General features: G+C 74.7%; 17 protein-coding genes. 10 read left to right on the top strand and 7 right to left on the bottom strand.

Going from position 1 to position 22,484, the window contains the following annotated elements; all coding sequences use genetic code 11:
- Nucleotides 1–56 precede the first annotated feature (56 nt).
- The 4 genes from C229_RS0124070 (at nucleotide 57) to C229_RS0124085 (ending at nucleotide 4,940) form a co-directional block, all read left to right on the top strand.
- Nucleotides 57–1,739: a carboxylesterase/lipase family protein gene (locus tag C229_RS0124070; RefSeq protein ID WP_018657676.1), complete on the top strand. Its 1,683-nt coding sequence runs from the start codon at nucleotides 57–59 to the stop codon at nucleotides 1,737–1,739.
- 42 nt (nucleotides 1,740–1,781) lie between these two features.
- Nucleotides 1,782–3,392, top strand: a complete 1,611-nt coding sequence (locus tag C229_RS31675; RefSeq protein ID WP_033424741.1) for an MFS transporter — start codon at nucleotides 1,782–1,784, stop codon at nucleotides 3,390–3,392.
- A complete protein-coding gene (locus C229_RS0124080) occupies nucleotides 3,389–4,126 on the top strand; it encodes a methyltransferase (protein WP_018657678.1) in 738 nt (245 codons plus the stop codon). The genes C229_RS31675 and C229_RS0124080 overlap by 4 nt, the downstream gene beginning before the upstream one ends.
- Before the next feature lie 61 nt (nucleotides 4,127–4,187).
- Complete coding sequence (locus tag C229_RS0124085; RefSeq protein WP_026314118.1) at nucleotides 4,188–4,940, top strand: SDR family NAD(P)-dependent oxidoreductase; 753 nt, start codon at nucleotides 4,188–4,190, stop codon at nucleotides 4,938–4,940.
- Here C229_RS0124085 and C229_RS0124090 read toward each other — a convergent pair.
- Both C229_RS0124090 and C229_RS0124095 read right to left on the bottom strand, forming a co-directional pair.
- Complete coding sequence (locus C229_RS0124090) at nucleotides 4,937–6,013, bottom strand: glucose-1-phosphate thymidylyltransferase (protein ID WP_018657680.1); 1,077 nt, start codon at nucleotides 6,011–6,013, stop codon at nucleotides 4,937–4,939. The genes C229_RS0124085 and C229_RS0124090 overlap by 4 nt on opposite strands.
- Nucleotides 6,010–6,732 carry a DUF2306 domain-containing protein gene (locus tag C229_RS0124095; RefSeq protein WP_205624543.1) on the bottom strand — a complete coding sequence of 241 codons (723 nt, stop codon included), beginning with the start codon at nucleotides 6,730–6,732 and terminating at the stop codon, nucleotides 6,010–6,012. Before C229_RS0124095 ends, C229_RS0124090 begins: the two co-directional genes overlap by 4 nt.
- Nucleotides 6,733–6,916: 184 nt before the next feature.
- Between C229_RS0124095 and C229_RS0124100 the strand changes: the two genes are divergently transcribed.
- Genes C229_RS0124100 through C229_RS0124120 form a run of 5 tightly spaced genes read left to right on the top strand, consistent with a single transcriptional unit; the run spans nucleotide 6,917 to nucleotide 14,347 of the window.
- Entirely contained in the window at nucleotides 6,917–8,800 is a 1,884-nt protein-coding gene (locus C229_RS0124100; protein WP_018657682.1) for a non-ribosomal peptide synthetase, read from the top strand.
- A complete protein-coding gene (locus C229_RS0124105) occupies nucleotides 8,797–10,002 on the top strand; it encodes an acyl-CoA dehydrogenase family protein (RefSeq protein WP_018657683.1) in 1,206 nt (401 codons plus the stop codon). The genes C229_RS0124100 and C229_RS0124105 overlap by 4 nt, the downstream gene beginning before the upstream one ends.
- Before the next feature lie 35 nt (nucleotides 10,003–10,037).
- Complete coding sequence (locus tag C229_RS31680; RefSeq protein WP_018657684.1) at nucleotides 10,038–11,600, top strand: 4-hydroxyphenylacetate 3-hydroxylase family protein; 1,563 nt, start codon at nucleotides 10,038–10,040, stop codon at nucleotides 11,598–11,600.
- 29 nt (nucleotides 11,601–11,629) lie between these two features.
- Nucleotides 11,630–12,637 (top strand): class I SAM-dependent methyltransferase, encoded by a 1,008-nt coding sequence (locus tag C229_RS0124115; protein ID WP_018657685.1) that lies wholly within the window; start codon nucleotides 11,630–11,632, stop codon nucleotides 12,635–12,637.
- Nucleotides 12,638–12,652: 15 nt separating this feature from the next.
- Entirely contained in the window at nucleotides 12,653–14,347 is a 1,695-nt protein-coding gene (locus C229_RS0124120; RefSeq protein WP_018657686.1) for a thiamine pyrophosphate-binding protein, read from the top strand.
- Nucleotides 14,348–14,663: 316 nt separating this feature from the next.
- On the opposite strand, the gene C229_RS0124125 is transcribed toward C229_RS0124120, so the two are convergent.
- Nucleotides 14,664–16,058, bottom strand: coding sequence for an FAD-binding protein (locus tag C229_RS0124125; RefSeq protein WP_018657687.1), 1,395 nt, complete (start codon nucleotides 16,056–16,058; stop codon nucleotides 14,664–14,666).
- On the bottom strand, nucleotides 16,055–17,239 hold the full coding sequence (locus C229_RS0124130) for an acyl-CoA dehydrogenase family protein (protein WP_018657688.1): 1,185 nt from the start codon (nucleotides 17,237–17,239) through the stop codon (nucleotides 16,055–16,057). The genes C229_RS0124125 and C229_RS0124130 overlap by 4 nt, the downstream gene beginning before the upstream one ends.
- Before the next feature lie 178 nt (nucleotides 17,240–17,417).
- On the opposite strand from C229_RS0124130, the gene C229_RS0124135 reads away from it, so the two are divergent.
- A complete protein-coding gene (locus tag C229_RS0124135; protein ID WP_026314120.1) occupies nucleotides 17,418–18,800 on the top strand; it encodes an FAD-dependent oxidoreductase in 1,383 nt (460 codons plus the stop codon).
- On the opposite strand, the gene C229_RS0124140 is transcribed toward C229_RS0124135, so the two are convergent.
- The 3 genes from C229_RS0124140 to C229_RS0124150 are packed head-to-tail and all read right to left on the bottom strand — an operon-like array spanning nucleotide 18,790 to nucleotide 22,342.
- Complete coding sequence (locus C229_RS0124140; RefSeq protein ID WP_026314121.1) at nucleotides 18,790–19,812, bottom strand: alcohol dehydrogenase catalytic domain-containing protein; 1,023 nt, start codon at nucleotides 19,810–19,812, stop codon at nucleotides 18,790–18,792. The genes C229_RS0124135 and C229_RS0124140 overlap by 11 nt on opposite strands.
- Nucleotides 19,809–20,975, bottom strand: coding sequence for an epoxide hydrolase family protein (locus C229_RS0124145; RefSeq protein WP_018657691.1), 1,167 nt, complete (start codon nucleotides 20,973–20,975; stop codon nucleotides 19,809–19,811). The genes C229_RS0124140 and C229_RS0124145 overlap by 4 nt, the downstream gene beginning before the upstream one ends.
- A 17-nt stretch (nucleotides 20,976–20,992) precedes the next feature.
- Entirely contained in the window at nucleotides 20,993–22,342 is a 1,350-nt protein-coding gene (locus tag C229_RS0124150) for an FAD-dependent monooxygenase (protein ID WP_018657692.1), read from the bottom strand.
- Nucleotides 22,343–22,484 lie beyond the last annotated feature (142 nt).

Here is a 22,484-nt window from a genome sequence, read left to right on the forward strand (position 1 = left end):
TCGGGCGGCGTGTCCGAAGGGGACCGTCCGGATCGGTCTACAGGGAGCGATACGCCATGTTCAGCCGCTTGCGCACCCGTCTACGTCGCCGATCACCCCGGACGGCCGCCGTTACGGCCATCTCGGCCGCCTGTCTGCCGCTCGCCGCGTTCGGTGCCGGGGCGGTCGCCGTCCCGGCCGCCGCCGCGGCGCCCGCGTCCGGGCAGGCCGTCGTGCGGACCGACCGCGGGCCCGTCCGCGGCCTGCTCACCGCCGACCGCCGCGACTTCCTCGGCATCCCCTACGCGGCGCCGCCCGTCGGCGCGCTGCGCTGGGCGTCGCCCGTTCAGCACGCCCGGTGGAGCGCTCCGCGCGACGCCACCCGCCCCGGCCCCATCTGCGCGCAGCTCGAACTGCCGCCGTCGGTGGCGGGGGAGGCCGAGGACTGCCTGTTCCTCAACGTCACCACGCCGCGCAGGCCCGCCGCGCGCAAGCTGCCCGTCATCGTGTTCCTGCACGGCGGCGGGTTCAGCGCCGGAGCGGGCACCGAGACCCGCGCGACCGAGCTGGCCTCGCGCGGCCAGGCCGTCGTCGTGACGATCAACTACCGGCTCGGCGTCTTCGGCTTCCTCGCCCACCCCGCGCTGGACGGCGGCGCCGCCCGGATGCGGTCGGGCAACTTCGGGCTGGAGGACCAGCAGCACGCGCTGCGCTGGGTCCGCCGCAACGCCGCCGCGTTCGGCGGCGACGCCGGGAACGTCACGCTGTCGGGGCAGTGGTCGGGCGGCAAGGGCGTCTGCGTGCAGATGACCTCGCCGTCGGCGGCCGGGCTCTTTCAGCGCGCCATCACGATGAGCAACCCGTGCCTCCTGCACCGGGTGCCCGAGGCCGACGGCTCCTACGACCCGACCCCGCTCGGCATGCCGCGCCCCCGCGCCGAGGCCGAGGCGCAGGGTAGGGAACTGGCCGCCGAACTCGGCTGCACCGACGCGCGCAAGGTCGCCGCGTGCCTGCGCGCCAAGCCGACCAAGCTGCTCCTCGACACCGCCGAGCCGCTGACGTACAACCCGGTGCACGGCGGCGGGGGAGTGCTGCCCGGCGACCCGATCAAGGCGTTCCGGGAGGGCCGCGTCCACCGCGTCCCGCTGCTGATGGGCGTCAACCGCGACGCCTACCGCACCTCCGAGGCGTTCCTGGAGGTGTGGGGCTTCGGCAAGCTCACCCCCGAGAAGTACGTCGAGCGCGTGCACAACTTCGTCGGGCCCGAGCGCGCCGCCGAGGTGCTGCGCCGCTACCCGCTCGACAAGTACGAGGCGCCCTCGGTGGCCTGGTCGGCGCTGACGACCGACGCGCTGCTCGTCCGGCCCATGCTCGACACCACCCGCGCCCTCGCCCGGGTCCTGCCCGTCTACGGGTACGAGTTCGCCGACCGCACCGCGCCCTGGTACTCCAACGTCGACGAGCCGAGCTTCTCCACCGGCGCCTACCAGGACGCCGAACTCCAGTACCTCTTCGCGACCGAGTTCTTCGAGGGCCGCGTCCTGAACCCGGCCCAGCTCAAGCTGTCCCGGTCGATGATCGGCTACTTCACCCGGTTCGCCGCGCGCGGCAACCCCAACGCGCCCGGCCTGCCCGCCTGGCCCGCCGCCAACCGGCACCCCGACCGCGCGCAGGTCCTCGCCACCGGCCACGGCGGCATCCGCTCCGCCGACATCGGCCGCGCCCACCAGTACGACTTCTGGCGCACCGTCGACTACTGACCGTTCACTGCCGCCGTCACGCGGCCAGCGAAAGGAACCTCCATGGAGGCAGTGAGCACCGGCGGACCCCCCGTCCGCTCCGGCCGTCGCGAGACCGCCGGACTCCTGGTGCTGGGACTCCCCACCCTGCTCATCGCACTCGACAGCTCCATCGTCTACCTCGCCCTGCCGCGCATCGCGGTGGACCTACGCGCCGGGAGCGTGCAGCAGCTCTGGATCGCCGACATCAGCGTGTTCGTCATGGCGGGCCTGCTCGTCACGGCGGGCGCGCTCGGGGACCGCATCGGACGGCGGCGCCTGCTCGTCGGCGCCTCGATCGCCCTGGCGGGCGCCTCCCTGCTCGCCGCCTACGCCCCCAGCCCCGAAACGCTCATCGCCGCGCGCGCCCTGGTCGGCGCGGCGTCGGCGGCGCTGCTGCCGTCGATCATGGGGTTGATCCGCGTCATGTTCCCCGACGCCCGGCGGCACGCCCGCGCCATCGCGGTCTGGATGGGCTGCTTCATGCTCGGCGCCTCCCTCGGCCCGGTCGCGGGCGGCGCCGTCCTGGACCACCTGTGGTGGGGATCGGTGTTCCTGCTCAACGTGCCGGTCGTCGCCCTGCTCGTCCCGCTCGCCCTCACCGTGCTGCCCGAGCGGCGCGAGGACGGCGCGCGGCGGCTGCACCTGCCCAGCGTCGTGCTGTCGCTGGCGACCGTGCTGCCGCTCGTCTACGGGTTCAAGGAGATCGCCCGGGAGGAGGCCGCGACGGCGCCCGCCCTGCTCGCCCTGGTGGCGGGCGCGGCGTGCGGGGCGGCGTTCGTGATCGTCCAGCGGCGCCTGGAGCGGCCGCTGCTCGACCTGCGGCTGTTCCGGAACCGGACGCTGCGCGCCGCGATCTCGCTGACGACCGTCGCCGGGCTGCTCGTCGGCGTCCAGATCTTCGTGCAGCTCTACCTCCAGCTCGTCGAGGGCATGACGCCGTTCCGGACGGCCGTGTGGCTGCTGCCGTCCACGTTCGCGACGGTCATCGCGCTCCAGTTCGTCCCGTCGCTGACGCGCCGGTTCCGGCCCGGGCCGACGATCGGCGCGGGCCTGGTCGTCGTGGCCGCCGGATACGCGCTGATCGTCCTGGTCCAGGACGCCGGGCAGCGGCCGCTGCTCATGGCCGGGCTCGTCGTCGCGGGCCTCGGCATCGGGCCGCTGTCGGCGTCGGCCGCGCACCTGGTGCTGCGCTCGGCCCCGGCCGAACGGGCGGGCTCGGCCGCCTCGCTCAACGAGACCGCCGGGCAGCTCGGCATCGCCGCCGGGATCGCCGTCCTCGGCACGATCGGCACGGCCGTCTACCGTGGCGGCATGGACGTGCTGCCGGCGAGCGTTCCCGCCGAGGCCGCCGCCGCGGCCCGCGACGGCATCGTGGGCGCGGCGACGACCGCGCCGACGCTGCCCCCCGCGACCGCCGCCGACCTGATGGCGCGGGCCGGAGAGGCGCTGGCGTCGAGCCTGTCCGCCGTCGCGGTGATCTGCGTCGTGCTCGCCCTCGCGGGCGCCGCCGTCGCGGCCCTCGGGCTGCGCCACGAACCGCCCGTCGGGTCCGCGCCGGAGGCCGGGCCTCCGGCCGAACCCGTGCACGCCCCCGCACCCGCACCCGCACTGGAGAAGGAGAGCCCGTCATGAACGAACTCGGCCTCGTGATCGGCCGCCAGACCCTCGGCGTGCTCGGCCACCGCGAACCGCAGACCTTCACCCTGCTCGACCGCGAGTGGGAGAAGTTCGGTGAGGTCTTCGGCGGCGGCGACTACCTGGAGCCGACCGGCTGGTTCACCTCGCTGCTGCCCTTCGAGGGCTGCCGCCGCTTCCTGGAGATGGGCTGCGGCGCCGGGGTCACCGCCGTCATGGCGGCGCTCTCGGGCGTGCCGGAGGTGACCGCCTGCGACATCAACCCGGCGGCGGCCCGCAACGCCGCCGCCAACGCCGAGCGGCACGGCGTCGGTGACCGCGTCCGCGCGCTGGAGAGCGACCTGTTCGCCGCCGTCCCGGCCGGTGAGACGTTCGACCTCATCTTCTGGAACTCGCCGTTCATCGAGGGCCCCGAGGGGACGCCGGCGTCGTACGAGGAGTACGCCGTCTTCGACCCCGGCTACGCCATGCACCGCGCGTTCTTCGCCGAGGCCCCGTCCCGGCTGACCGAAACCGGCCGCGTGTTCCTCGGTTTCAGCACCGCCGTGGGCGACCTGGACCGGCTGCTGTCCTTCGGGCACGCCGCCGGACTGGCCGGACGGGTCGCCGAACAGCTCGTCACCGAGGTGCCGCACGCCGCGATGGGCACCGACCCCGCGTTCGCCGCGCACGCCGACGACGCCGGGAACCTCCACCTCGACCTGACACTTCTGGAGTTCCGGCGCGAGTGAGCGGACAGGAGGGGCACGGGTGCGCTTGGCTGGGAACCCCACCGCTCCCAGGAGGTCACCCGTGCTTCTCCAAGGTCGCAACGCCATCGTGTACGGAGGCGGCGGACTCGTCGGCGGCGCCATGGCCCGTGGCTTCGCCGGCGCCGGCGCCCGCGTCCACCTGGCCGGACGGACGGCCGCCACCCTCGACAAGGTCGCCTCGGACATCCGCTCCGCCGGTGGCGCCGCCGAGACCGTCGTCCTCGACGCGCTGGACGCCGAGCAGGTCGACGCGCACGCCGACGCCGTCCAGCGCGAGTTCGGCAGCCTGGACATCTCCGCCAACGTCATCTCGGTCGGTGACATCCAGGGCACCCCGCTCGCGGAGATGGACGTCGAGGACTTCCTCGCGCCGGTGCACAACGCCACCCGCTCGACGTTCCTCACCACGCGCGCCGCGTCCCGGCACATGATCCCGCAGGGGTCCGGCGTCATCCTCACGTTCGGCGGCGGCGGGCACAACGAGCCCGTCCACGACTACAGCATCGGCGGCTTCTACGTGGCGATGGCCGCGCTGGACGCGATGCGCCGCCAGCTCGCCGCCGAACTCGGCAAGAACGGCATCCGCGTCGTCACGCTGCACAGCGGCGGGCTGCCCGAGAGCCTGCCCGACGACGAGAAGGAGATAGCCGAGGGCCTCGTCGAGGGCACCCTGCTCGGCCGGGCCGCCGACCTGACCGACGTCGGCAACGTCGCGGTCTTCGCCGCGTCCGACCTGGCCCGCTCGATCACCGGCGCCTCGATCAACATCACGGCGGGCGCCGAGACCGACTAGACCGCGTCGCCCGAGCCGACGTCGACGTGGCCGTGGTCGCCCACCAGCAGGCGATGGGCCGCGTCGGCGCGGCCGGCGATCCGCACCGACCGGCCGATGATCGAACCCCGGATGCCGCGCACGTCGCTGACGGACGCGCCGTCCAGCACGATCGAGTCGGTGATCCCGGCGCCGGTCAGCGCGCAGTCGCCGCCCACCGAGACGTGCGGGCCGACGACGCAGTCGTGCAGTCGCGCGCCCGCGCCGATGACGACGGGCCCGGTGATGCGGGACGCGGTGACGCGCGCGCCCGGCTCGATCCGCACCGCGCCGGTCAGCTCGGACGCCTCCACCGCGCCGTCCGGCGCGGCCGCGACGGGCAGCGCGTCGAGCACGCGCCGGTGGCAGGCGAGGACGTCCTCGGGGCGGCCGGTGTCCGCGACGAACCCGGGCTGCCGGGTGACGCGCACGGCCGCGCCCCCGGTCACGAGCCACTGCACGGCGTCGGTCAGCTCCAGCTCGCCGCGCCGGCTGGGGGTGATCGCGTCCACGGCCGCGTGGATCGCGGACGTGAACGCGAACGCGCCGCTGAGCACCAGATCGCTGCGCGGCTCCTCGGGCTTCTCCACCAGCGCGGCCACGCGGCCCTCGGCGTCGAGTTCGACGACGCCGAAGGCCCGTGGATCGTCCACGCGGTGCACCGCGAGCTGCGCCGCCGGGCGCGACGCGCCGAAGTCGGAGACGAGCGCGCCGACGCCGTCGAGCAGCATGACGTCACCGAGGTAGAGGACGAAGTCGTCCGCGGCGAGGAAGTCGCGGGCGACGCGCACGCAGTGGGCGAGGCCGAGCGGCCGGTCCTGGCGCAGGTAGGTGAGGCGCAGCCCGAGCCGCGACCCGTCACCGAGCGCGTCCCGGATCTGGTCGCCGCGGTCACCGACGATGACGCCCACGTCGTGGATTCCGGCCGCCCGCAGGTTCTCCAGCGCGTACTCCAGCACCGGCCGGTTCGCGATCGGCAGGAGCTGCTTGGGCGCGGAGTGGCTGAAGGGCCGCAGCCGCGAACCGGAACCGCCCGCCAGGACCAGGGCCTTCACGCGCCGCTCAGTTCCGGGCGGCGTTCGTCGGCGGGGGGCTCCTCCGGAGGCGGCGGCACGACGACGCGGCGCCGCTTGGCCGGGTACGGGACGCTGGTGAACCGCGTGACGTACCAGTGCGCGACGGCCAGGTGCGCGACCCAGGGAAGCCAGTCGAGCGTGTCGAGCATGACGGCCTGGCTGACGAACGGCACCCGTCCCGAGTTCACCGCGATGATCGCGTTGGTGGCGGCGACGAGCGTGATCGCGATGCTGTAGGCCATCCACCGGCGGTGCCGGGCGTAGTCGCGGTTGCGGACGGCGCGCCAGGCGATGACCGTCACCCAGATCCAGACCGAGCCCCAGAAGAACGACGCCGTCGCGGCGGGGTTGCCGATGGCGAACAGCGCCCCGAACAGCAGCAGCCCGCTCGGGATGACGCCCGCGAACACGTACACGCGCCCGTTCCAGCGGTGGACGCGCGGGAAGCGGCGCCGGACGCCGGGGAGGATCTGGACGACGGCGGTGAACAGGGCCAGGATGCCGCTGCCGCCGTGCGCGATGCGCACCGCGGCGATCTCGGGGTCGAAGATGCGCGGGATGTACAGCGGCAGCGTATAGCTGAGGAACCAGACGCACGCGACGACGATGCCCGCGACGGCGGCCCCGTGCACCGGACGTCCGAGACGTCCGTGCCGGTTCGGTGGTGATACAGGGGACGCCAGAGGCGAGGACGTCATGACCGGGCTCCTTCGGCCGCAGGGGACTTGCGCCAGCATGACGAGATCACCGTTATCCGGCATCTCCGATATTGCGCAATGGAACGGTCGCAGGGCGCGGCACGCCGGGAGATGCGCGGGGCCCCGCACCGGCCGACGATGAGGACCGGACCACGATCATCACCGCCGGTGCGGAGGCGAGCGCATGACCTTCACGTCCCTGGACGCGGCCTTCCGGGCGCAGCGCGACCGCGTCCCGCAGGCCCCCGCCGTGTCCTGCGGCGCGGTACGGCTGACCTACGCCGAACTCGACCGCCGCGCCGACCGGCTCGCCCGCCGGATCGAGGCCGCAGGCGGCGGACCGGGCCGCCCCGTCGCGCTGCTGCTCGACCGCTCGGCCGACGTCCCGGTGGCGCTGCTCGCGGCCGTGCGCACGGGCGGCTGGTACGTCCCGCTGCACGAGTCCTGGCCCCCCGACCGCAACGCCGCGATCCTCACCGACACGGCCGTCCCCGTCCTGGTCACCGACGCCACGATGCGAGCCCGCGGCCTCCCCGACGTCCCCGGCCTCACGATCATCGACGTCTCCGACACGCCCCCGGCCCGACCGGACCCGGCCACGCCACCCCGCGCCCCCGAGCGCGGGTCGCCCAGCCCCGCACCGACCCCGGCGTCAGCGCCGCCCGACACCGAGCACGCGACGGCCGACAGCGCCCCGCCGGAGTCGGCGCCGCCGCGCGACGCCGGGGAGCGGCCGGAGGTCGCGGCGAGCGATCTCGCGTATGCGATGTTCACGTCGGGGTCTACCGGGCGGCCCAAGGGGGTGGCCGTCGAGCACGGGTCGGTGCTGAGTTTCGCGCTGGACCCCGTCTGGGCGCACGGGTCGCACACGCGGGTGCTGTCGCTGGCGCCGTACGCGTTCGGCGTCTCGGCCTACGAGTACTGGGTGCCGCTGCTCCAGGGCGCGCACATCGTCATCGCGCCGCCCGGTCCGGTGGACGTCACCGCGCTCGGCCGCCTCATCACCGCCGAGCGCATCACCGCCGTGCACCTGACCGCCGGGCTGTTCCGCGTCGTCGCCGAGAGCGCGCCGCACCTGCTCGCCCCGCTCGCCGAGGTGCTGACCGGCGGCGACGTCATCGCGCCCGGCGCGGTCCGGCGCGTGCTGGAGCACTGCCCCCGCACCGTCGTCCGCACCCTGTACGGCGCGACGGAACTGACCGCCTTCGCCACCATGGGCACGATCCGCACCCCGGTGGACGGCCCCGTCGTCCCGGTCGGACACCCGCTGGACGGCGTGCGCTGCCACCTGCTCGACGAACAGATGCGCCCGGTGCCCGACGGCGCCGAGGGCGAACTGTACGTCGGCGGCCCGCGCGTCGCGCGCGGCTACCTCGGTGACCCCGACGAGACCGCCGCCCGCTTCCTGCCCGACCCGTCCGGCGGGCCGGGCGCCCGCATGTTCCGCACCGGCGACCTGGCCCGCCGCGACGCGAGCGGCGCGCTGGAGCTGCGCGGGCGGCGCGGCGACCAGGTCAAGATCCGCGGCTACCGGGTGGACCCGCGCGAGGTGGAGAGCGTCGTCGCGGCGGGGGAGGGGGTCGTGGACGTCGCCGTCGTCGTGCGCGACGCGGGCGCGGCCGGTCCGTCGCTCGTCGCCTACGTCGTCGGTGACGCCGACCTCGGCGCCGTCGCGCGGCTCGCGGCGGCGCGGCTGCCCGGCTACGCGGTGCCGTCCGCGCTCGTCCCGCTGGCGTCGCTGCCGCTGACGGCCAACGGCAAGCTGGACCGCCGCGCCCTGCCCGACCCGCCGAGCCCCGCCGACGACGGCGCGGCGCCGTTCCGCGCGCCGGGCACCGAACGGCAGGCGCTGCTGTGCGAACTGTTCGCCGAGGTGCTGGAGATCGGCACCGTCGGCCTGGACGACAGCTTCTTCGACCTGGACGGCCAGTCGCTGCTGGCGCTCAAGCTCGTCAGCCGCATCGAGGCCGAACTGGGCGTGGAACTGACCGTGGCGGACCTGTTCAACGCCCCCACGGTCGCCGAACTCGACGCGGTCATCGAGACCGCCCTGGAGGGAGCGTCATGACGGGGACGGTGCAGGCCACCGGCGCCGCCGAGGTGATCGAGCGCGCGCGGACGCTGGCGGACGCGCTGGTCGCGCGGCAGGCGGAGACCGAGCGGCGCACCCGGTACGCGCCCGACGTGCACGAGGCGTTCACCGAGGCGGGCCTGTACCGCATCCTCGTCCCGCCCCGGTACGGCGGCTACGGGCTCGGCGCGCACACCTTCCTGCGGGTCGCCGCGACGATCGCGCGCGGCTGCCCGTCGACCGGCTGGATGTACCTGTTCGCCTCCGCGCACGCGCTGCCGGTCGCCACGCTGTTCCCGCCCGAGGCGCAGGACGAGCTGTTCGGTGACGGGCACTTCCTGTGCCCCGCGACGGTCGCGCCGAGCGGCACGGCCGAACGCTCCGACGGCGGCTGGACGCTGACCGGTTCATGGCGGTACGCGTCGGGCTCCCCGTACGCGACGCACTTCCTCGGGCACGTCCTCGTCCCCCCGCCCGGCGGCGACGCGGACGACGAGCCGGTGCCGATGATGTTCATCGCGCCGCGCGACCGGTGGCGGCTGGAGGACGACTGGGGCGGCCAGCTCGGCCTGCGCGGCAGCGGCTCGAACACCGTCGTGCTGGAACGGGCGTTCGTCCCCGACCGGTACACGCTGCCCGGCCACCTCAGCCAGCTCAGCGTGACCGACGACGCCCCCGGCCGCAGCCTGCACGGCCCCGGCTACGGCGGCGGCCCGCTGAGCTTCATGCTGCTGGAGCTGGGCGCGCTCGCCGTCGGCATCGCCTACGGCGCGCTGGACGCCTACAGCGAGCTGATGCGCACCCGCACCACGCTGTACCCGCCGATCGTGCCGCGCACCGAGGACCCCGACTACCAGTTCCGCTACGGCGAGGCCGCCGCGATGATCCACACCGCGGAGGCGGCCGTCCTGCACGCCGCGCGCGAGTGGGACGAGGCGTGCGCGCGCGGCGCCGCCGCCTTCACCCGGGACGAGGAACTGCGGCTGGCGCTGGTCGCCCGCGAGGCCGTCCGGCTGTGCTGGCGGGCGGTGGAGAGCCAGCTCGTCCCGACCGCCGGGTCCAGCGCGCTCGTCGACGGCGCCCGCTTCGCCCGCGTCTGGCGCGACCTGTCGATGCTGCACGGGCACGGCGGGCTCGGCGTCTTCCTCAGTCTCATCGCGAACCGCGACCTGGCCCGGCTGCGGTTCGGCCAGGCGTGACGAACCGGCCCGCCCACGCAGGAAGGCAGGAACCAGTGGAAGACAGTGCCCCGGAGACCCGGCCGCTCACCGGCGACGAGTACATCGAGAGCCTGCGGGACGGCAGGGAGATCTATCTGTACGGCGAGCGCGTCAAGGACGTCACCGAGCACGCCGCCTTCCGCAACCCGGTCCGGATGACCGCGCGGCTCTACGACGCCCTGCACGACCCGGCCCGCCGGGACGTGCTGTGCGCCCCCACCGACGCCGGCGGCGGACCCGGGTTCACCCACCGGTTCTTCACCACGCCGCGCAGCGCCGAGGACCTGGTCGCCGCGCAGGGCGCGATCACCGAGTGGGCGCGGATGAGCTACGGCTGGATGGGGCGCGGGCCGGACTACAAGGCGTCCTTCCTCGGCACCCTCGGCGCGAACGCCGAGTTCTACGCGCCGTTCCAGGACAACGCGCGCCGCTGGTACCGGGAGGCGCAGGAGAAGGTCCTGTACTGGAACCACGCGATCGTCCACCCGCCCGTCGACCGGCACCGGCCGCCGGACGAGGTCGGTGACGTCTTCATCCGCGTGCTGCGCGAGACCGACGCCGGGCTCATTGTCAGCGGCGCGAAGGTCGTGGCGACGGGATCGGCGCTCACCCACCACAATTTCATCGCGCACTACGGGCTGCCGATCAAGAAGCGCGAGTTCGCGCTGGTCGCCACCGTCCCGACCGGGGCGCGGGGCGTGAAGCTGATCTGCCGCACGTCCTATACGGCGACGGCGGCGGCGACCGGCAGCCCGTTCGACTATCCGCTGTCCTCCCGGCTGGACGAGAACGACTCCATCCTCGTCCTGGACGAAGTGCTGATCCCGTGGGAGAACGTCTTCATCTACGGCGACATCGGCAAGGTGCAGCTCTTCACCGGCCAGTCGGGGTTCCTGGAGCGGTTCACGTTCCAGGGCTGCACGCGCCTGGTCGTCAAGCTGGAGTTCATCGCCGGGCTGCTCGCCAAGGCCCTCGAAGTGACCGGGACCGCCGATTTCCGGGGCGTCCAGGCGCGGCTGGGCGAGGTGCTGGCCTGGCGCGACCTGTTCCAGTCGCTGTCGGACGCCGCCGCCCGCAACCCGGTGCCGTGGCGCGACGGCGCCGTGCTGCCCGACGCCCGGTACGGAATGGCCTACCGGTGGTTCATGCAGATCGGTTATCCGCGCGTGCGGGAAATCGTGTTGCAGGACGTGGCCAGCGGGTTGATCTATGTCAATTCCAGCGCCGCCGACTTCCGCAATCCCGATATTCGTGGCTACCTCGACCAGTATCTGCGCGGATCGCACGGCGTCGTCGCCACCGATCGCGTGAAAATCATGAAGCTGCTCTGGGACGCGGTCGGCACCGAGTTCGCCGGCCGTCACGAACTCTACGAGCGGAACTACGCGGGAAACCATGAGAACACCCGCGTCGAACTGCTCATGTCGCAACTGGGCAACGGCCGCATGGACGGTTACAAAGCACTGGTCGACCAGTGCATGAGCGAGTACGACCTGGACGGCTGGACGGTTCCCGATCTCGCCGCCGACCCCGTGCAGGGCAATTCCGGAGATGCCCCCCCGTCCGCGCCGAACTGACGATTGGGGTGATGAAAGGGGCACCACCGATGGTCATCGAAACCCGTCAGCCGACCGCGCCGCTACGCGTCGAGGACATGTTCAATTCCGCCGTCGCGGCCTTCGCGATCTGCGCCGCGTGGGAACTCGGAGCGCTGGACGAACTGCACGACACCGGAAAGGTCAACGCGCACGAATTCGCCGATCGGCGCGGCCTGGACCGCACCTCCACCCTCGCCATGTTCCGGTCGCTCGCCGCCATCGGCGCCGTCGAGCGCAAGGGCCTGGACGTCACGGTCGGGCCCGCCTTCACCGACGTACGGCACTATCGGTCGTTCTTCCACTGGCTCGGCCGGGGCAGCGCCGACCTGTTCCGCGCCATGGCCGACGTGATGCCGCTGGAGAACCGGATCGGCCGGTTCTACCACCGCGACGCCGCCGCCATCGCCTACGCCTGCCGCGAGATCAACGAGATCACCTACGAGCCCGCGTTCCGCGCCGTCCTGGACGGCATCGATGTCGCCCCGGGCGCCGGGGTGGCCGACCTCGGCTGCGGCGGCGGCGCCCGGCTGGCGAGCCTGCTCGACCGCTACCCGGGCACCCACGGCATCGGCGTGGACATCGCCGCCCCGGCGGTGGAGGTGGCGCGGGCCAACCTCGACGAGGCCGGGCACGGGAACCGCGCGACGGCCGTCGTCGACGACGCGCTCCGGCTCGAACCGAGGCCCGAGTTCGCGGACGTCGAACTGGTCACCTGCTTCATGATGGGCCACGACTTCTGGCCCCGCGAGTCGTGCGTGCGCAGCCTGCGCCGGCTGCGCGAGGCGTTCCCCGCCGCGCGCAGGCTCGTCATCGGTGACGCGACCCGCACGCCGGACGGCCCCGACACCGACCTGCCCGTCTTCACGCTCGGCTTCGAGGTCGGCCACGACCTGATGGGCACCTTCATCCCGACCGTCGCGGACTGGGAGTCGGTGTTCCCCGACAGCGGCTGGACGCACCTGCGCACCCACCGCATCGACATGCTCGTCGGCGAGACCATCTTCGAGCTGGGCTGAGAAGGGAACACGACGGTGCTGGCCACGCAGCTTGCCCGCGTGCTCGTCGAGCACGGGGTGTCGCACGTCTTCGGGGTCGTCGGCAACGGCAACTTCCACATCGCCGACGGCATGGCCGCCGCCGGGGCGCGGTACGTCCCGGCGCGGCACGAGGGCGGGGCCGTCGCGATGGCGGACGCCCACCACCGGGTCAGCGGTCAGGTCGCGGTCTGCACCACCACCTACGGGCCGGGGTTCACCAACGCCGCGACCGGGCTCGCCGAGGCCGCCAAGCACGGCAGCGGCGTCCTGGTCGTGTGCGGCGACGCGCCCACGGCGGGCCGCCGCCGCATCGACGTCGACCAGCCCGCTCTGGCGGCGGCCCTCGGCGCCGAGACCGTCGTCGTGACGGACCCGGCGTCCGCCACGACGACGGCCGTCGCGGCCCTCACCCGCGCCCGCGCGGAGAACCGCCCGATCATCCTCGCCGTCCCCGGCGACCTCCTCGAACAACCCGTCCCCACCCCGCCCCGGGACGTTCCCACGCCCTCCACCCGCAGGACCGCCCACCCGCCGCCGACGCCGGGTTCCGTTCCGGCGGTGGCGGGGGAGGTCGATGCCGTCGCGGTGGACGCGGTGGTGGAGGTTCTTGTGAGGGCCGAGCGGCCCTTGCTGCTGGCGGGGCTGGGGGCGTGGCGGGCCGGGGCCGGGGCCTTGCTGGAGAAGCTGGGGGAGCGGGTCGGGGCGTTGCTCGCGACGACCGTCATGGCGGACGGGATCTTCGCGGGCAACCCCTGGTCGCTCGGGATCTGCGGCGGGTTCTCCGCGCCGCCGGCCGCCGAGCTGATCGCCGAAGCCGACGTCGTCGTCGCGTTCGGGGCCGGGCTCGGGCACTGGACGCTGCACGGCGGCGCCATGCTCGGGGCCGGGACCACGCTCGTCCAGGTCGATCTGGCCGCGCCGACGACGGGGCGGGTGGACCTCGCCGTGCCGGGCGACGCCGCGCGTGTCGCCGCCGCGCTCCTCGCGGGCGTGGAGGCGCGCGGCGTTGCGCCGAGCGGCCGGCGGGCCGGGCTCGCCGGGCTCGTCGCCCGCTCCGGCTGGCGCGACCAGCCCTACACCGACGCCGGGACAGGCACCCGCATCGACCCGCGCACGCTGACGCTCGCGCTCGCCGACCTGCTGCCCGCCGACCGCACCCTCGTCACCGACGGCGGGCACTTCATCGCCTGGCCCGCGATGTACTGGCCGTCCGCCGACCCGTCGGCGCTGGTCTTCACCGGCGCCGCCTTCCAGACCATCGGGCTCGGCTTCGCGGGCGCCGTCGGCGCCGCCGTGGCGCGCCCGGACCGCACCGTCGTCGCCGCGCTCGGCGACGGCGGCGCGCTGATGGGCCTGCCCGAGCTGGAGACGCTGATCCGCACCGTCCCGTCCGCGCTCGTCGTGATCTACGACGACGCGGCCTACGGAGCCGAGGTCCACATGTACGGCGACGCGGGCGCGGCCAGCCCGACGACGGTGTTCACCGACACCGACTTCGCCGGGACGGCCCGCGCCCTCGGCGCCACCGCCGCGACCGTCCGCACCGTCGAGGACCTGGCCCCCGTCCGCGCCTGGCACGCGGACGGCCGCCGGGGCGTCCTGGTCCTGGACTGCAAGGTCGTCCGTTCGGTCGTCGCCCGCATGCTGGCAGGCCAGGGCCCGACCCAGACCCCCGAACACACCCCCTGACCACCCGAGAACGGCCCCGACGGCCCGCCGCCGGGGCCGTTCGCCTTTCCGACCCACCACCCGGCCCGCCCAGCGGGAATGCCGAGAACCCGGCGCCTTGCGGCGCAGACCGCCGTTCGGGCTCCTCTCGCAATGTCCCCGGCGGACAGGCCGCTGGGCCGTTCACGGCCCGGCGGGCCGCAGGTCCGCTCGGCGGGAGTGCGGTGGGGCCGGTGCGGGGACCCGGCGGCTTTCGGGTCAGATTGTCGTTCGGGGTTCTGGGGGCATGCCGCGCGGCCCGCTCGGCGGGGGCCGAGGGGCCGGGCGGGGTGCCGGGTCAGAGGGGGGTTCGGGCTCCTCTGGCGATGTCTCCGGTGAAGAGGCCGTCGGGGTCGGTGGACGTGCGGACGCGGTGGACCGCTCGGGCCGCCGGGACGTCCAGGTGGCGTTGGGGACGGGCCGCGTCCTCGACCAGCGACGGGATCGTCCAGCCGCTGTCCCACGGCGTGAGGGCCGCGCGCATCGCCGTGCAGTGGTCGCGCAGGTCGTCCTCGGTGACGCCGCCGAACGGCGCCCCCGAGCCGAGGTAGGCGAAGCGGGCGTCCACGTGGGTGAGCGCGCCGCCGCCCGGGGCGGGGCGCGCGAACGCGCCGCCGAGCTGGCGGAACCCGGCCAGCACCAGCGGCGAGCCCGAGCCCTCGCCCGCCAGCCGCAGGAACGCGGCGGCGGCGTCGCCGTCCACGTCCCGCAGCAGCAGGTGGTCGCCCCGGAACGGCAGCGGCTCCGGGGCGTCCATGTGCGCCGACAGCACGGCCGCCGCCGGGCCCGGACGCCAGGTGTCGAGCACCGGTTCGGCGACGGCGCGCAGCGGCCGCAGCAGGTCGGCCGCGATCGTCCGGGCGCGGCCCGCGTCCCGGCTCTCCGCCGCCAGCACCGCGCCGTCCACGCACACCAGCGGGCCGCCGCGCAGCGACGGCGGCAGCGGCGCGTCCGCCGGGAAGTGCAGAATCCGCAGCGACGTGGCCGCCTCCTCCGGCGCGCCGCGCGTCCAGGAGAGCCAGCGCGCCAGCAGCTCCGGGGCCTGCGCGGCGGGCCAGAACGCCGCGCCGGTGACGACCTCGGCCGCCGGGAACAGCTCGATCTCCACGGCGGTGACGACGCCGAAGCCGCCGCCCCCGCCGCGCAGCGCCCAGAACAGCTCCGGCTCGCTCGACGCGTCCACGCGGCGGTGCGCGCCGTCGGCGGTGACCAGCTCCACCGCCCGCACCGTGTTCACGGCCAGCCCGGCGCGGCGCCCGTAGAAGCTGACGCCGCCGCCGAGCAGGTAGCCGACGGCGCCGACGAGGGCCGAGGAGCCGTGCGCCGCCGCCAGACCGTGCTCGGCGGCGGCGGGTACCACGTCGCCCCACGTCGCGCCCGCCGGGACGCGCGCGACGCGGGCGGCGGCGTCCACCGTCACCGGATCGCCGAACCGGGTGCGCAGCAGCAGCGCGCCCGTCGGCGGCGCGACCGCCGCCGACGCGTGCCCGGTGGTGTGCACGCGCACGCCCATCCCCTCGGCCCGCGCGTGGTCCAGCGCCCGCCGCACCTCGGCCACCGACGTGACGGTGACCGCGGCGGCGGGCCGCGCGGGCGCGGCCAGGTTGAACACGCGCGTCGCCGTGGCGTAGGCGCGCTCGCCGGGGTAGCCGGGACGCGTCCCGGTCCCCGGCGCCTGCGCTCCGGCCGTCACAGGTAGAGGGTGTTCGGGTCGAGCCCGCACAGCACGCGGCCGTACAGCTCGGCGTTCGTGCTCGGGTGCATGAGCGCGTGCTGGTTGATCGCCTGCGCGTCCCGCTGGACGCGCTGGATCACCTGCGCGTTGTAGATGGACGAGCCGCCGCTCGCGCCCGCGAGGATGTCCACGGACTTCTTGCCGAGCTGCACGACGCGGCCGAGCGACGCCCGCGCCCGCACCCGCTCCTCCAGCGTCCACGGGTCGCCGGAGACGCCCTTGGCGTCCACCAGGTCGGCGAGCCGGTGGGCGTGGAACTCGGCCTCGTCGGCCGTCAGCACGGCCTCGGCGGCCTCCAGGTGCGTGACCGGCGCCTCCCGCTGGCTCTCGTACGCCGTGTAGGTGATCTTGCGGTCGGGCAGCCGCTCGAAGAACGCCTCCCGGGCCGCCGCCGCCAGGCCCAGCACGGTGCCGACCGACGACGCGGACGCCACCGGCAGCAGCGGCGGCCGGTAGATCGGCGTGTCGGCGTTCGCCCGCGACGCGCCCTGCTGGGCGAGCACGGCGCCGAGCGGCAGCACCCGGATGCCGGGCACGAACACGTCCTGCGCGACCGTCGTGACGCTGCCGCTGCCGCGCATCCCGGCGGTGTGCCAGTCGTCGACGATCGTCAGGTCCGACAGCGGCACCAGGGCCATGATCGGCTGCATCGAGCCGTCCTCGCCCGGCATGACCGCGATGACCTCCTGCCAGTGCGCGTGGTGCGCGCCGCTCTGGAAGCCCCACGAGCCGTTGAGCACGACGCCGCCGTCGGCCGGGGCCGCCATGGCGCTCGGGCTGAGCGTGCCGCAGATCCGCACGTCCGGGGTGGAGAAGACCTCGTCCTGCACCTCGTCGGGGAACTGGCACGCCATCCACGTCGGAATCCAGTAGACCGACGCGGTCCACGCGGCCGAGCCGTCGCCCCGGCCGAGCTGCGCGGCCACCTCGACCAGCGTGCGGGTGTCGGCCTCGTAGCCGCCGTAGCGGCGGGGAACGCGCAGCCGGAACACGCCGGCTCCGGCAAGGGCCTCGATCGTCTCGTCGTGCAGCCGCCGGTTCTCCTCCGCCCACGCCGACTTCTCCCGCAGGTGCGGGACGATGTCGGCGGCGCGCCGGGAAAGCTCGGACCTGGCCGGTGCCTTTTCGGTGACGTCCACTTCGCGCGTCCTCCCTCGATGGTTGCCGAATTCATTTTTCCGCCGCCACGCGAACGGGACATCTCGCAGATTGCGCGAGCGCGGAGAAAACGCACGCGCAAAGATGCGCGACGGGCACCGCCGCCGCCACGCTGGCGTGAGGCCGACGCGACGGTCGTCGGCGCGGGAGGCAGCCATCGTGAACAGCAGGAATGGCGCGCACGCGGTCGTGCTCGGCGGGAGCATGGCGGGACTGTTCGCCGCGCGCGTGCTCGCCGAGCACTACGACCAGGTCACCATCGTGGAGCGCGACGAGGTCGTCGGGGTGCGCGGGCCGCGCTCGGGCGCACCGCACACCGTGCACGCGCACGGATTGCACGCGCGCGGCCATCTGGCCGTCGAGGAGTTCTTTCCGGGGATCACCAAGGAATTGCAGGACGCCGGAATTCCCACCGGCGACCTCGGCGAGATGCGCTGGTTCTTCAACGCCCGCCGCATCCAGCCCGCCCACACCGGGCTGCTCTCGGTCACCGCGCCGCGCCCCGTCCTGGAGGCGCACGTCCGGGCGCGGGTCGTGGACCTGCCGAACGTCCAGGTCCTCCAGCGGCACGACGTGCTCGCCCCCGTCGCCGCGCCCGGCGGCGGCAGCGTGCGCGGCGTGACCGTCCGGCCCCGCGCCGAGGGCGCCGACGCGTTCACGCTCGACGCCGACGTCGTCGTGGACGCCACCGGGCGCGGCTCGCGCACCCCCGCGTGGCTGGAGGCGATGGGGTACAAGCGGCCCGAGGAGGAGCGCGTCCGCGTCGGCCTGGCCTACACCACGCGGCACTACCGGACGCGGCCCGGCATGTTCGACGGCGTCCAGTCGATCAACCCGGTCGCCACGCCCGACCACCCGCGCGGCGCGTTCTTCGGCCAGGTCGGCCCCGACACCTGCATCCTGTCGCTCACCGGCCTGCTCGGCGACCACCCGCCCACCGACCACGAGGGGTTCCTGGAGTTCACCCGCTCGCTGCCCGTCCCGGACGTGTACGAGGCCATGCACGACGCCGAGGCGCTGGACGAGCCGGTCCGCTTCACCTTCCCGGCCAGCCAGCGGCGCCGCTACGAGCGCCTGGACCGCTTCCCCTCGGGGCTGCTGGTCATCGGTGACGCGCTGTGCAGCTTCAACCCCGTCTACGGGCAGGGCATGAGCGTGGCCGCGCTCCAGGCGACGGCGCTGCGCGACCGGCTCCGCAAGGGCGACGCCGAGCCCGCCGGGTTCCTCAGCGACGTGGCCCGCGTCATCGACGCACCCTGGGAGGTCTCGGCGGGCGGCGACCTGGACTTCCCCGGCGTCGAGGGCCACCGCACCACCAAGATCCGCGTCGGCAACGCCTACGTGGCCCGGCTCCAGTACGCGGCGACCAAGGACGCCCGGCTGACCGAGGCGTTCATGCGCGTCGCCGGGCTGATGGACCCGCCCACGGCGCTGATGCGGCCCCGGACCGTCGCGCGGGTGCTCCGGCACGCCGTGCGCCGGCCGCCCGCCGGTGTCGCCCGGCGGGCGGCCGGCCCGAAGGATCGCAGCGCTAGTACGTGACGACGGCGCGGAAGCGCGCCGCGCCGTCCGCCACCCGGGTGAACGCGTCGGAGACCTTCTCCTTCGGGAAGGTCTCCACCACCGGGGTCACCGCGCCGGACGCGGCCACCGCCAGCGCCTCGCGCAGCAGGTGCGGGCCGTCGTGCGTCGACCCGACGATCCGCTGCCCGAGGCCGAAGAACGGGTACACCGCCGCGGGCGGGAGCTGGAGCGGCGCGGCGGCGTCGATGCCCGACAGCACCATCGTCCCGCCGGGCCGCAGCCCCGCCATCGCGTCCCCGGCGGCGGCGTGCGACGGCCCGGTGACCAGCAGCACGTCCGCGCCCCCGGCGGCGCGCAGCCCGGCGCCGTCGGACACGACCTCGTCGGCGCCCAGCCGGCGGGCCGCGTCGTGCTTGTCGGCCGACCGGGTGACCGCCACGGTGCCGAACCCGCACGCCTTGGCGTACTGGAGGGCCAGGTGGCCGACGCCGCCGATGCCGAGCACCGCGACGCGGGCGTGCGGGGCGGGGTCGGCGGCGCGCAGCGCGGACCAGGCGGTGTACCCGGCGCACATCAGCGGCGCCGCGACCTCCGGGTCCAGGCCCGCCGGGATCGGCACGGTCTGGTCGGCGGCGGCCGTCAGGTACTCGGCGTGCCCGCCCTGCACGCTGAACCCCGTCGTGACGGGCGCCGCGCACAGGAACGCGGCGGTGCCCGTCACCGGGAGCCCCAGCGAGCAGTAGTCGCAGCGCCCGCAGGTGCCGCGCACCCACGTCACGCCGACGCGGTCGCCGACGCGCCGCGACGTCACCCCCTCGCCGACGGCGACGACCTCACCGACCGGCTCGTGCCCCGGCACGGCCGGGTCGGCCGTCGGGAACGGGATCACGCCGCGCGTCGCCAGCACGTCGTTGTGGCAGACGCCGGACGCCTGCACGCGCACCAGCACCTCGCCGGGGGCGGGCTCGGGCGTCGGTAGCTCGCGCAGCTCCCACGCGGCACCGACCTCGGGAATCACGGCTGCTCTCACGGGCTCGTCTCCTCACGCAGCGGACGGAAGAACGCACGGACATCGTTCACCAGCAGATCCGGCTGTTCCAGGGCCGGGAAGTGCCCGCCCCGGTCGAACTCGGTCCACCGGGCGAGCGTCGGGACGTCGCGCTCGGCCAGCCGCCGCAGCGGCAGCATCGCGTCGTCGGGGAACACGGCCACGCCGACCGGGACGCGCAGCGGCTCGGGCGCCGCCCCGGCGCTCAGGTCGGCGGCGCCCTCGAAGTAGTGCTGCGCCGACGACGCGGCCGTCCCGGTGAACCAGTAGAGCGCGGCGGTGGTGAGGACGCGGTCGCGCCGGACGGTCTCGTCCCGCCCGGGCTCGTCCCGCGACGCCGTCCAGTCGTGGAAGCGCTCCACGATCCAGGCGAGCTGGCCGACGGGGGAGTCGTTGAGCGCGTAGCCGAGCGTGTGCGGGCGGGTCGACTGGAGCTTCATGTAGCCGGACAGCTCGGCGTCGAACCGGCCCAGCCGCGCCAGCGCCCGCTGGTCGGACTCCGACAGCCCCTCCAGCTCCGCCGGGTCGCCGGACGGGAACGTCAGCAGCAGGTTCACGTGCACGCCGGCGACCTGCTCGGGCGCGGCCCGGCCCAGCTCCAGCGACACGACGGCGCCCGCGTCGGTGCCCTGCGCCGCGTACCGCTCGTAGCCGAGCCGCCGCATCAGCTCCGCCCACGCCCGCCCGGCGCGGCGGGCGTTCCAGCCGGTGTCGCGCAGCGGGGTGGAGAAGCCGAACCCGGGGATCGACGGCACCACGACGTGGAACGCGTCGGCGGCGTCGCCGCCGTGCGCGCGCGGATCGGTCAGCGGCCCGATGACGTCGAGGAACTCGGCGACCGAGCCGGGCCAGCCGTGGGTGAGCAGCAGCGGCAGCGCGCCCGGCTCGGCCGAGCGCACGTGCAGGAAGTGCACGGTGGCGCCGTCGATCTCGGTGCGGTACTGCGGGTACCGGTTCAGCTCGGCCTCGGCGGCCCGCCAGTCGAACTTGTGCTGCCAGTGGTCGGCCAGCTCGCGCAGGTGGCGGGCCGGGACGCCGCGCGCCCAGCCCTCGCCGGGCAGCTCGTCCGGCCAGCGGGTCGCGGCGAGCCGCCGGTTCAGATCGTCCAGGTCGTCCTGGGGGACCTCGATGCGGAAGGGGCGCATGGTTCTCCTCGCGGTTCTCAGCGGCGGGCGTCGGACGGGGCGGCGGAGCGGCGGCCGTGGCGCAGCACGCGCAGCATCACGGCGGGGCGCATCAGCGCCTCGGGCGGGTCGACCATCCCGGCGACGCGCATGAACGCGGCGGTCAGCGACCCGTCCTTCCCGGCGGCGGCGTGCAGGCGCCGGACGTAGGCGTTGCCGACGCGGATCTTCAGCGGGCGGTCGCCGGGCACCCCGGCGAAGCCGAGGTCGCCGGTCGTGGAGCTCTCCCACGCCGCGCGGACCGTCTTGGCGATGTCGGTGAAGAACGCCGCCGCCCGGGGGTCGGCGCCCTCGTGCGCGTGGTCGCGCAGCGTGATCGCCTCCACGGCGGCGATCGTCATGCCCTGCGCGTACACGGGCGTGGGGCTGCACACGGCGTCACCGACGACCAGCAGCCCCTCGGGGAAGCGGTCCAGGTCCTCGTAGTGCCGCCACACGCTCGTCGGGTGGCGGAACGGCACCGGGTCGTCGATCGGCTCGCCCTCGCTGATGATGTCGTGGACGTCGGGCACCGGCAGCGACCGGGCGTAGGCGGTGAAAGCCTCCGGGTCGGTCGGGACGCGGTCTCCGACCACGCCGGTCAGCGACAGGATGATCTTCCCGTTCTCCATCTTGGAGAAGAACGCGCCGCGCGGCGTCACCGGCGTCGAGACCGTGTTGATGGACTGGTCGCCGTCGAACAGGTCCTTGTCGCCCTGCCGGTAGAACCGGGTGGCGTAGCGCAGGTCGATCTTCATGTGCTCCTCGACGGGCTTGGGGTAGCCCAGCTCCGCGAGCAGCACCGGCAGCCGCGACCCCCGGCCGGTCGCGTCCACCACCAGGTCGGCCGTGACCTCCTCGGTGGCGCCGTCGTGCAGCAGCCGGACGCCGGTGACCCGGGTCCGGTCGGGGTCGGTCAGCAGCGTGGTGAACTCCGTCCGGTCCCGCAGGACGACGTTCGGCAGCGCGGCGACCCGGCCCCGGACGACGTGCTCCAGCAGCGGCCGCGTCGCGGCGATGGCCGCCAGGCCGGTCTCGGCGCGGCGCAGCCGCCGCCCGTGGAAGTACCAGCGGACCCCGTGGCCGAGGTCGCAGGTGAGCGCGCCGTGGTCGCGCAGCTCGTCGACGAAGCCCGGGAACAGCTCCTCCAGGGCCTCCTTGCCCCGGGCCAGCAGCCCGTGGATGTGCCGGCCCTGCGGCACGCCGCGCCGCGGCACCGCCTCGTCCGGGTAGGTGTCGCGGTCCACCACCAGCACCTCGTCGTAGCCCTCCGAGAGGGCCCGTGCCGCGAGGAGTCCCGCGATGCTCCCGCCGAGCACCACGGCCTTGCGTCCGCCCTTACCGCTCATGCGACGGCACCTTCCATGCAGAATGAATGGACGCGGAAAACCCCGGACGGCGGATCGTCGATGCCACTGTCCGTCGCCACGGCGTATTCACACGGATTTCATTGTCAGGCGCTCGTCGAATGGCCGCCACTCCAATGATGCG

The organism is Actinomadura flavalba DSM 45200 (assembly GCF_000374305.1).
Taxonomy (GTDB): Bacteria; Actinomycetota; Actinomycetes; order Streptosporangiales; family Streptosporangiaceae; genus Spirillospora; species Spirillospora flavalba.

Excerpts from the sequence above, each read along its gene's own strand:
- C229_RS0124070 (WP_018657676.1), top strand. The coding sequence starts at position 57 with ATGTTCAGCCGCTTGCGCACCCGTCTACGTCGCCGATCACCCCGGACG.
- C229_RS0124095 (WP_205624543.1), bottom strand. The coding sequence starts at position 6,732 with ATGACGTCCTCGCCTCTGGCGTCCCCTGTATCACCACCGAACCGGCAC.
- C229_RS0124100 (WP_018657682.1), top strand. The coding sequence starts at position 6,917 with ATGACCTTCACGTCCCTGGACGCGGCCTTCCGGGCGCAGCGCGACCGC.
- C229_RS0124115 (WP_018657685.1), top strand. The coding sequence starts at position 11,630 with ATGGTCATCGAAACCCGTCAGCCGACCGCGCCGCTACGCGTCGAGGAC.
- C229_RS31675 (WP_033424741.1), top strand. The coding sequence starts at position 1,782 with ATGGAGGCAGTGAGCACCGGCGGACCCCCCGTCCGCTCCGGCCGTCGC.
- C229_RS0124105 (WP_018657683.1), top strand. The coding sequence starts at position 8,797 with ATGACGGGGACGGTGCAGGCCACCGGCGCCGCCGAGGTGATCGAGCGC.
- C229_RS0124145 (WP_018657691.1), bottom strand. The coding sequence starts at position 20,975 with ATGCGCCCCTTCCGCATCGAGGTCCCCCAGGACGACCTGGACGATCTG.
- C229_RS0124150 (WP_018657692.1), bottom strand. The coding sequence starts at position 22,342 with ATGAGCGGTAAGGGCGGACGCAAGGCCGTGGTGCTCGGCGGGAGCATC.
- C229_RS0124080 (WP_018657678.1), top strand. The coding sequence starts at position 3,389 with ATGAACGAACTCGGCCTCGTGATCGGCCGCCAGACCCTCGGCGTGCTC.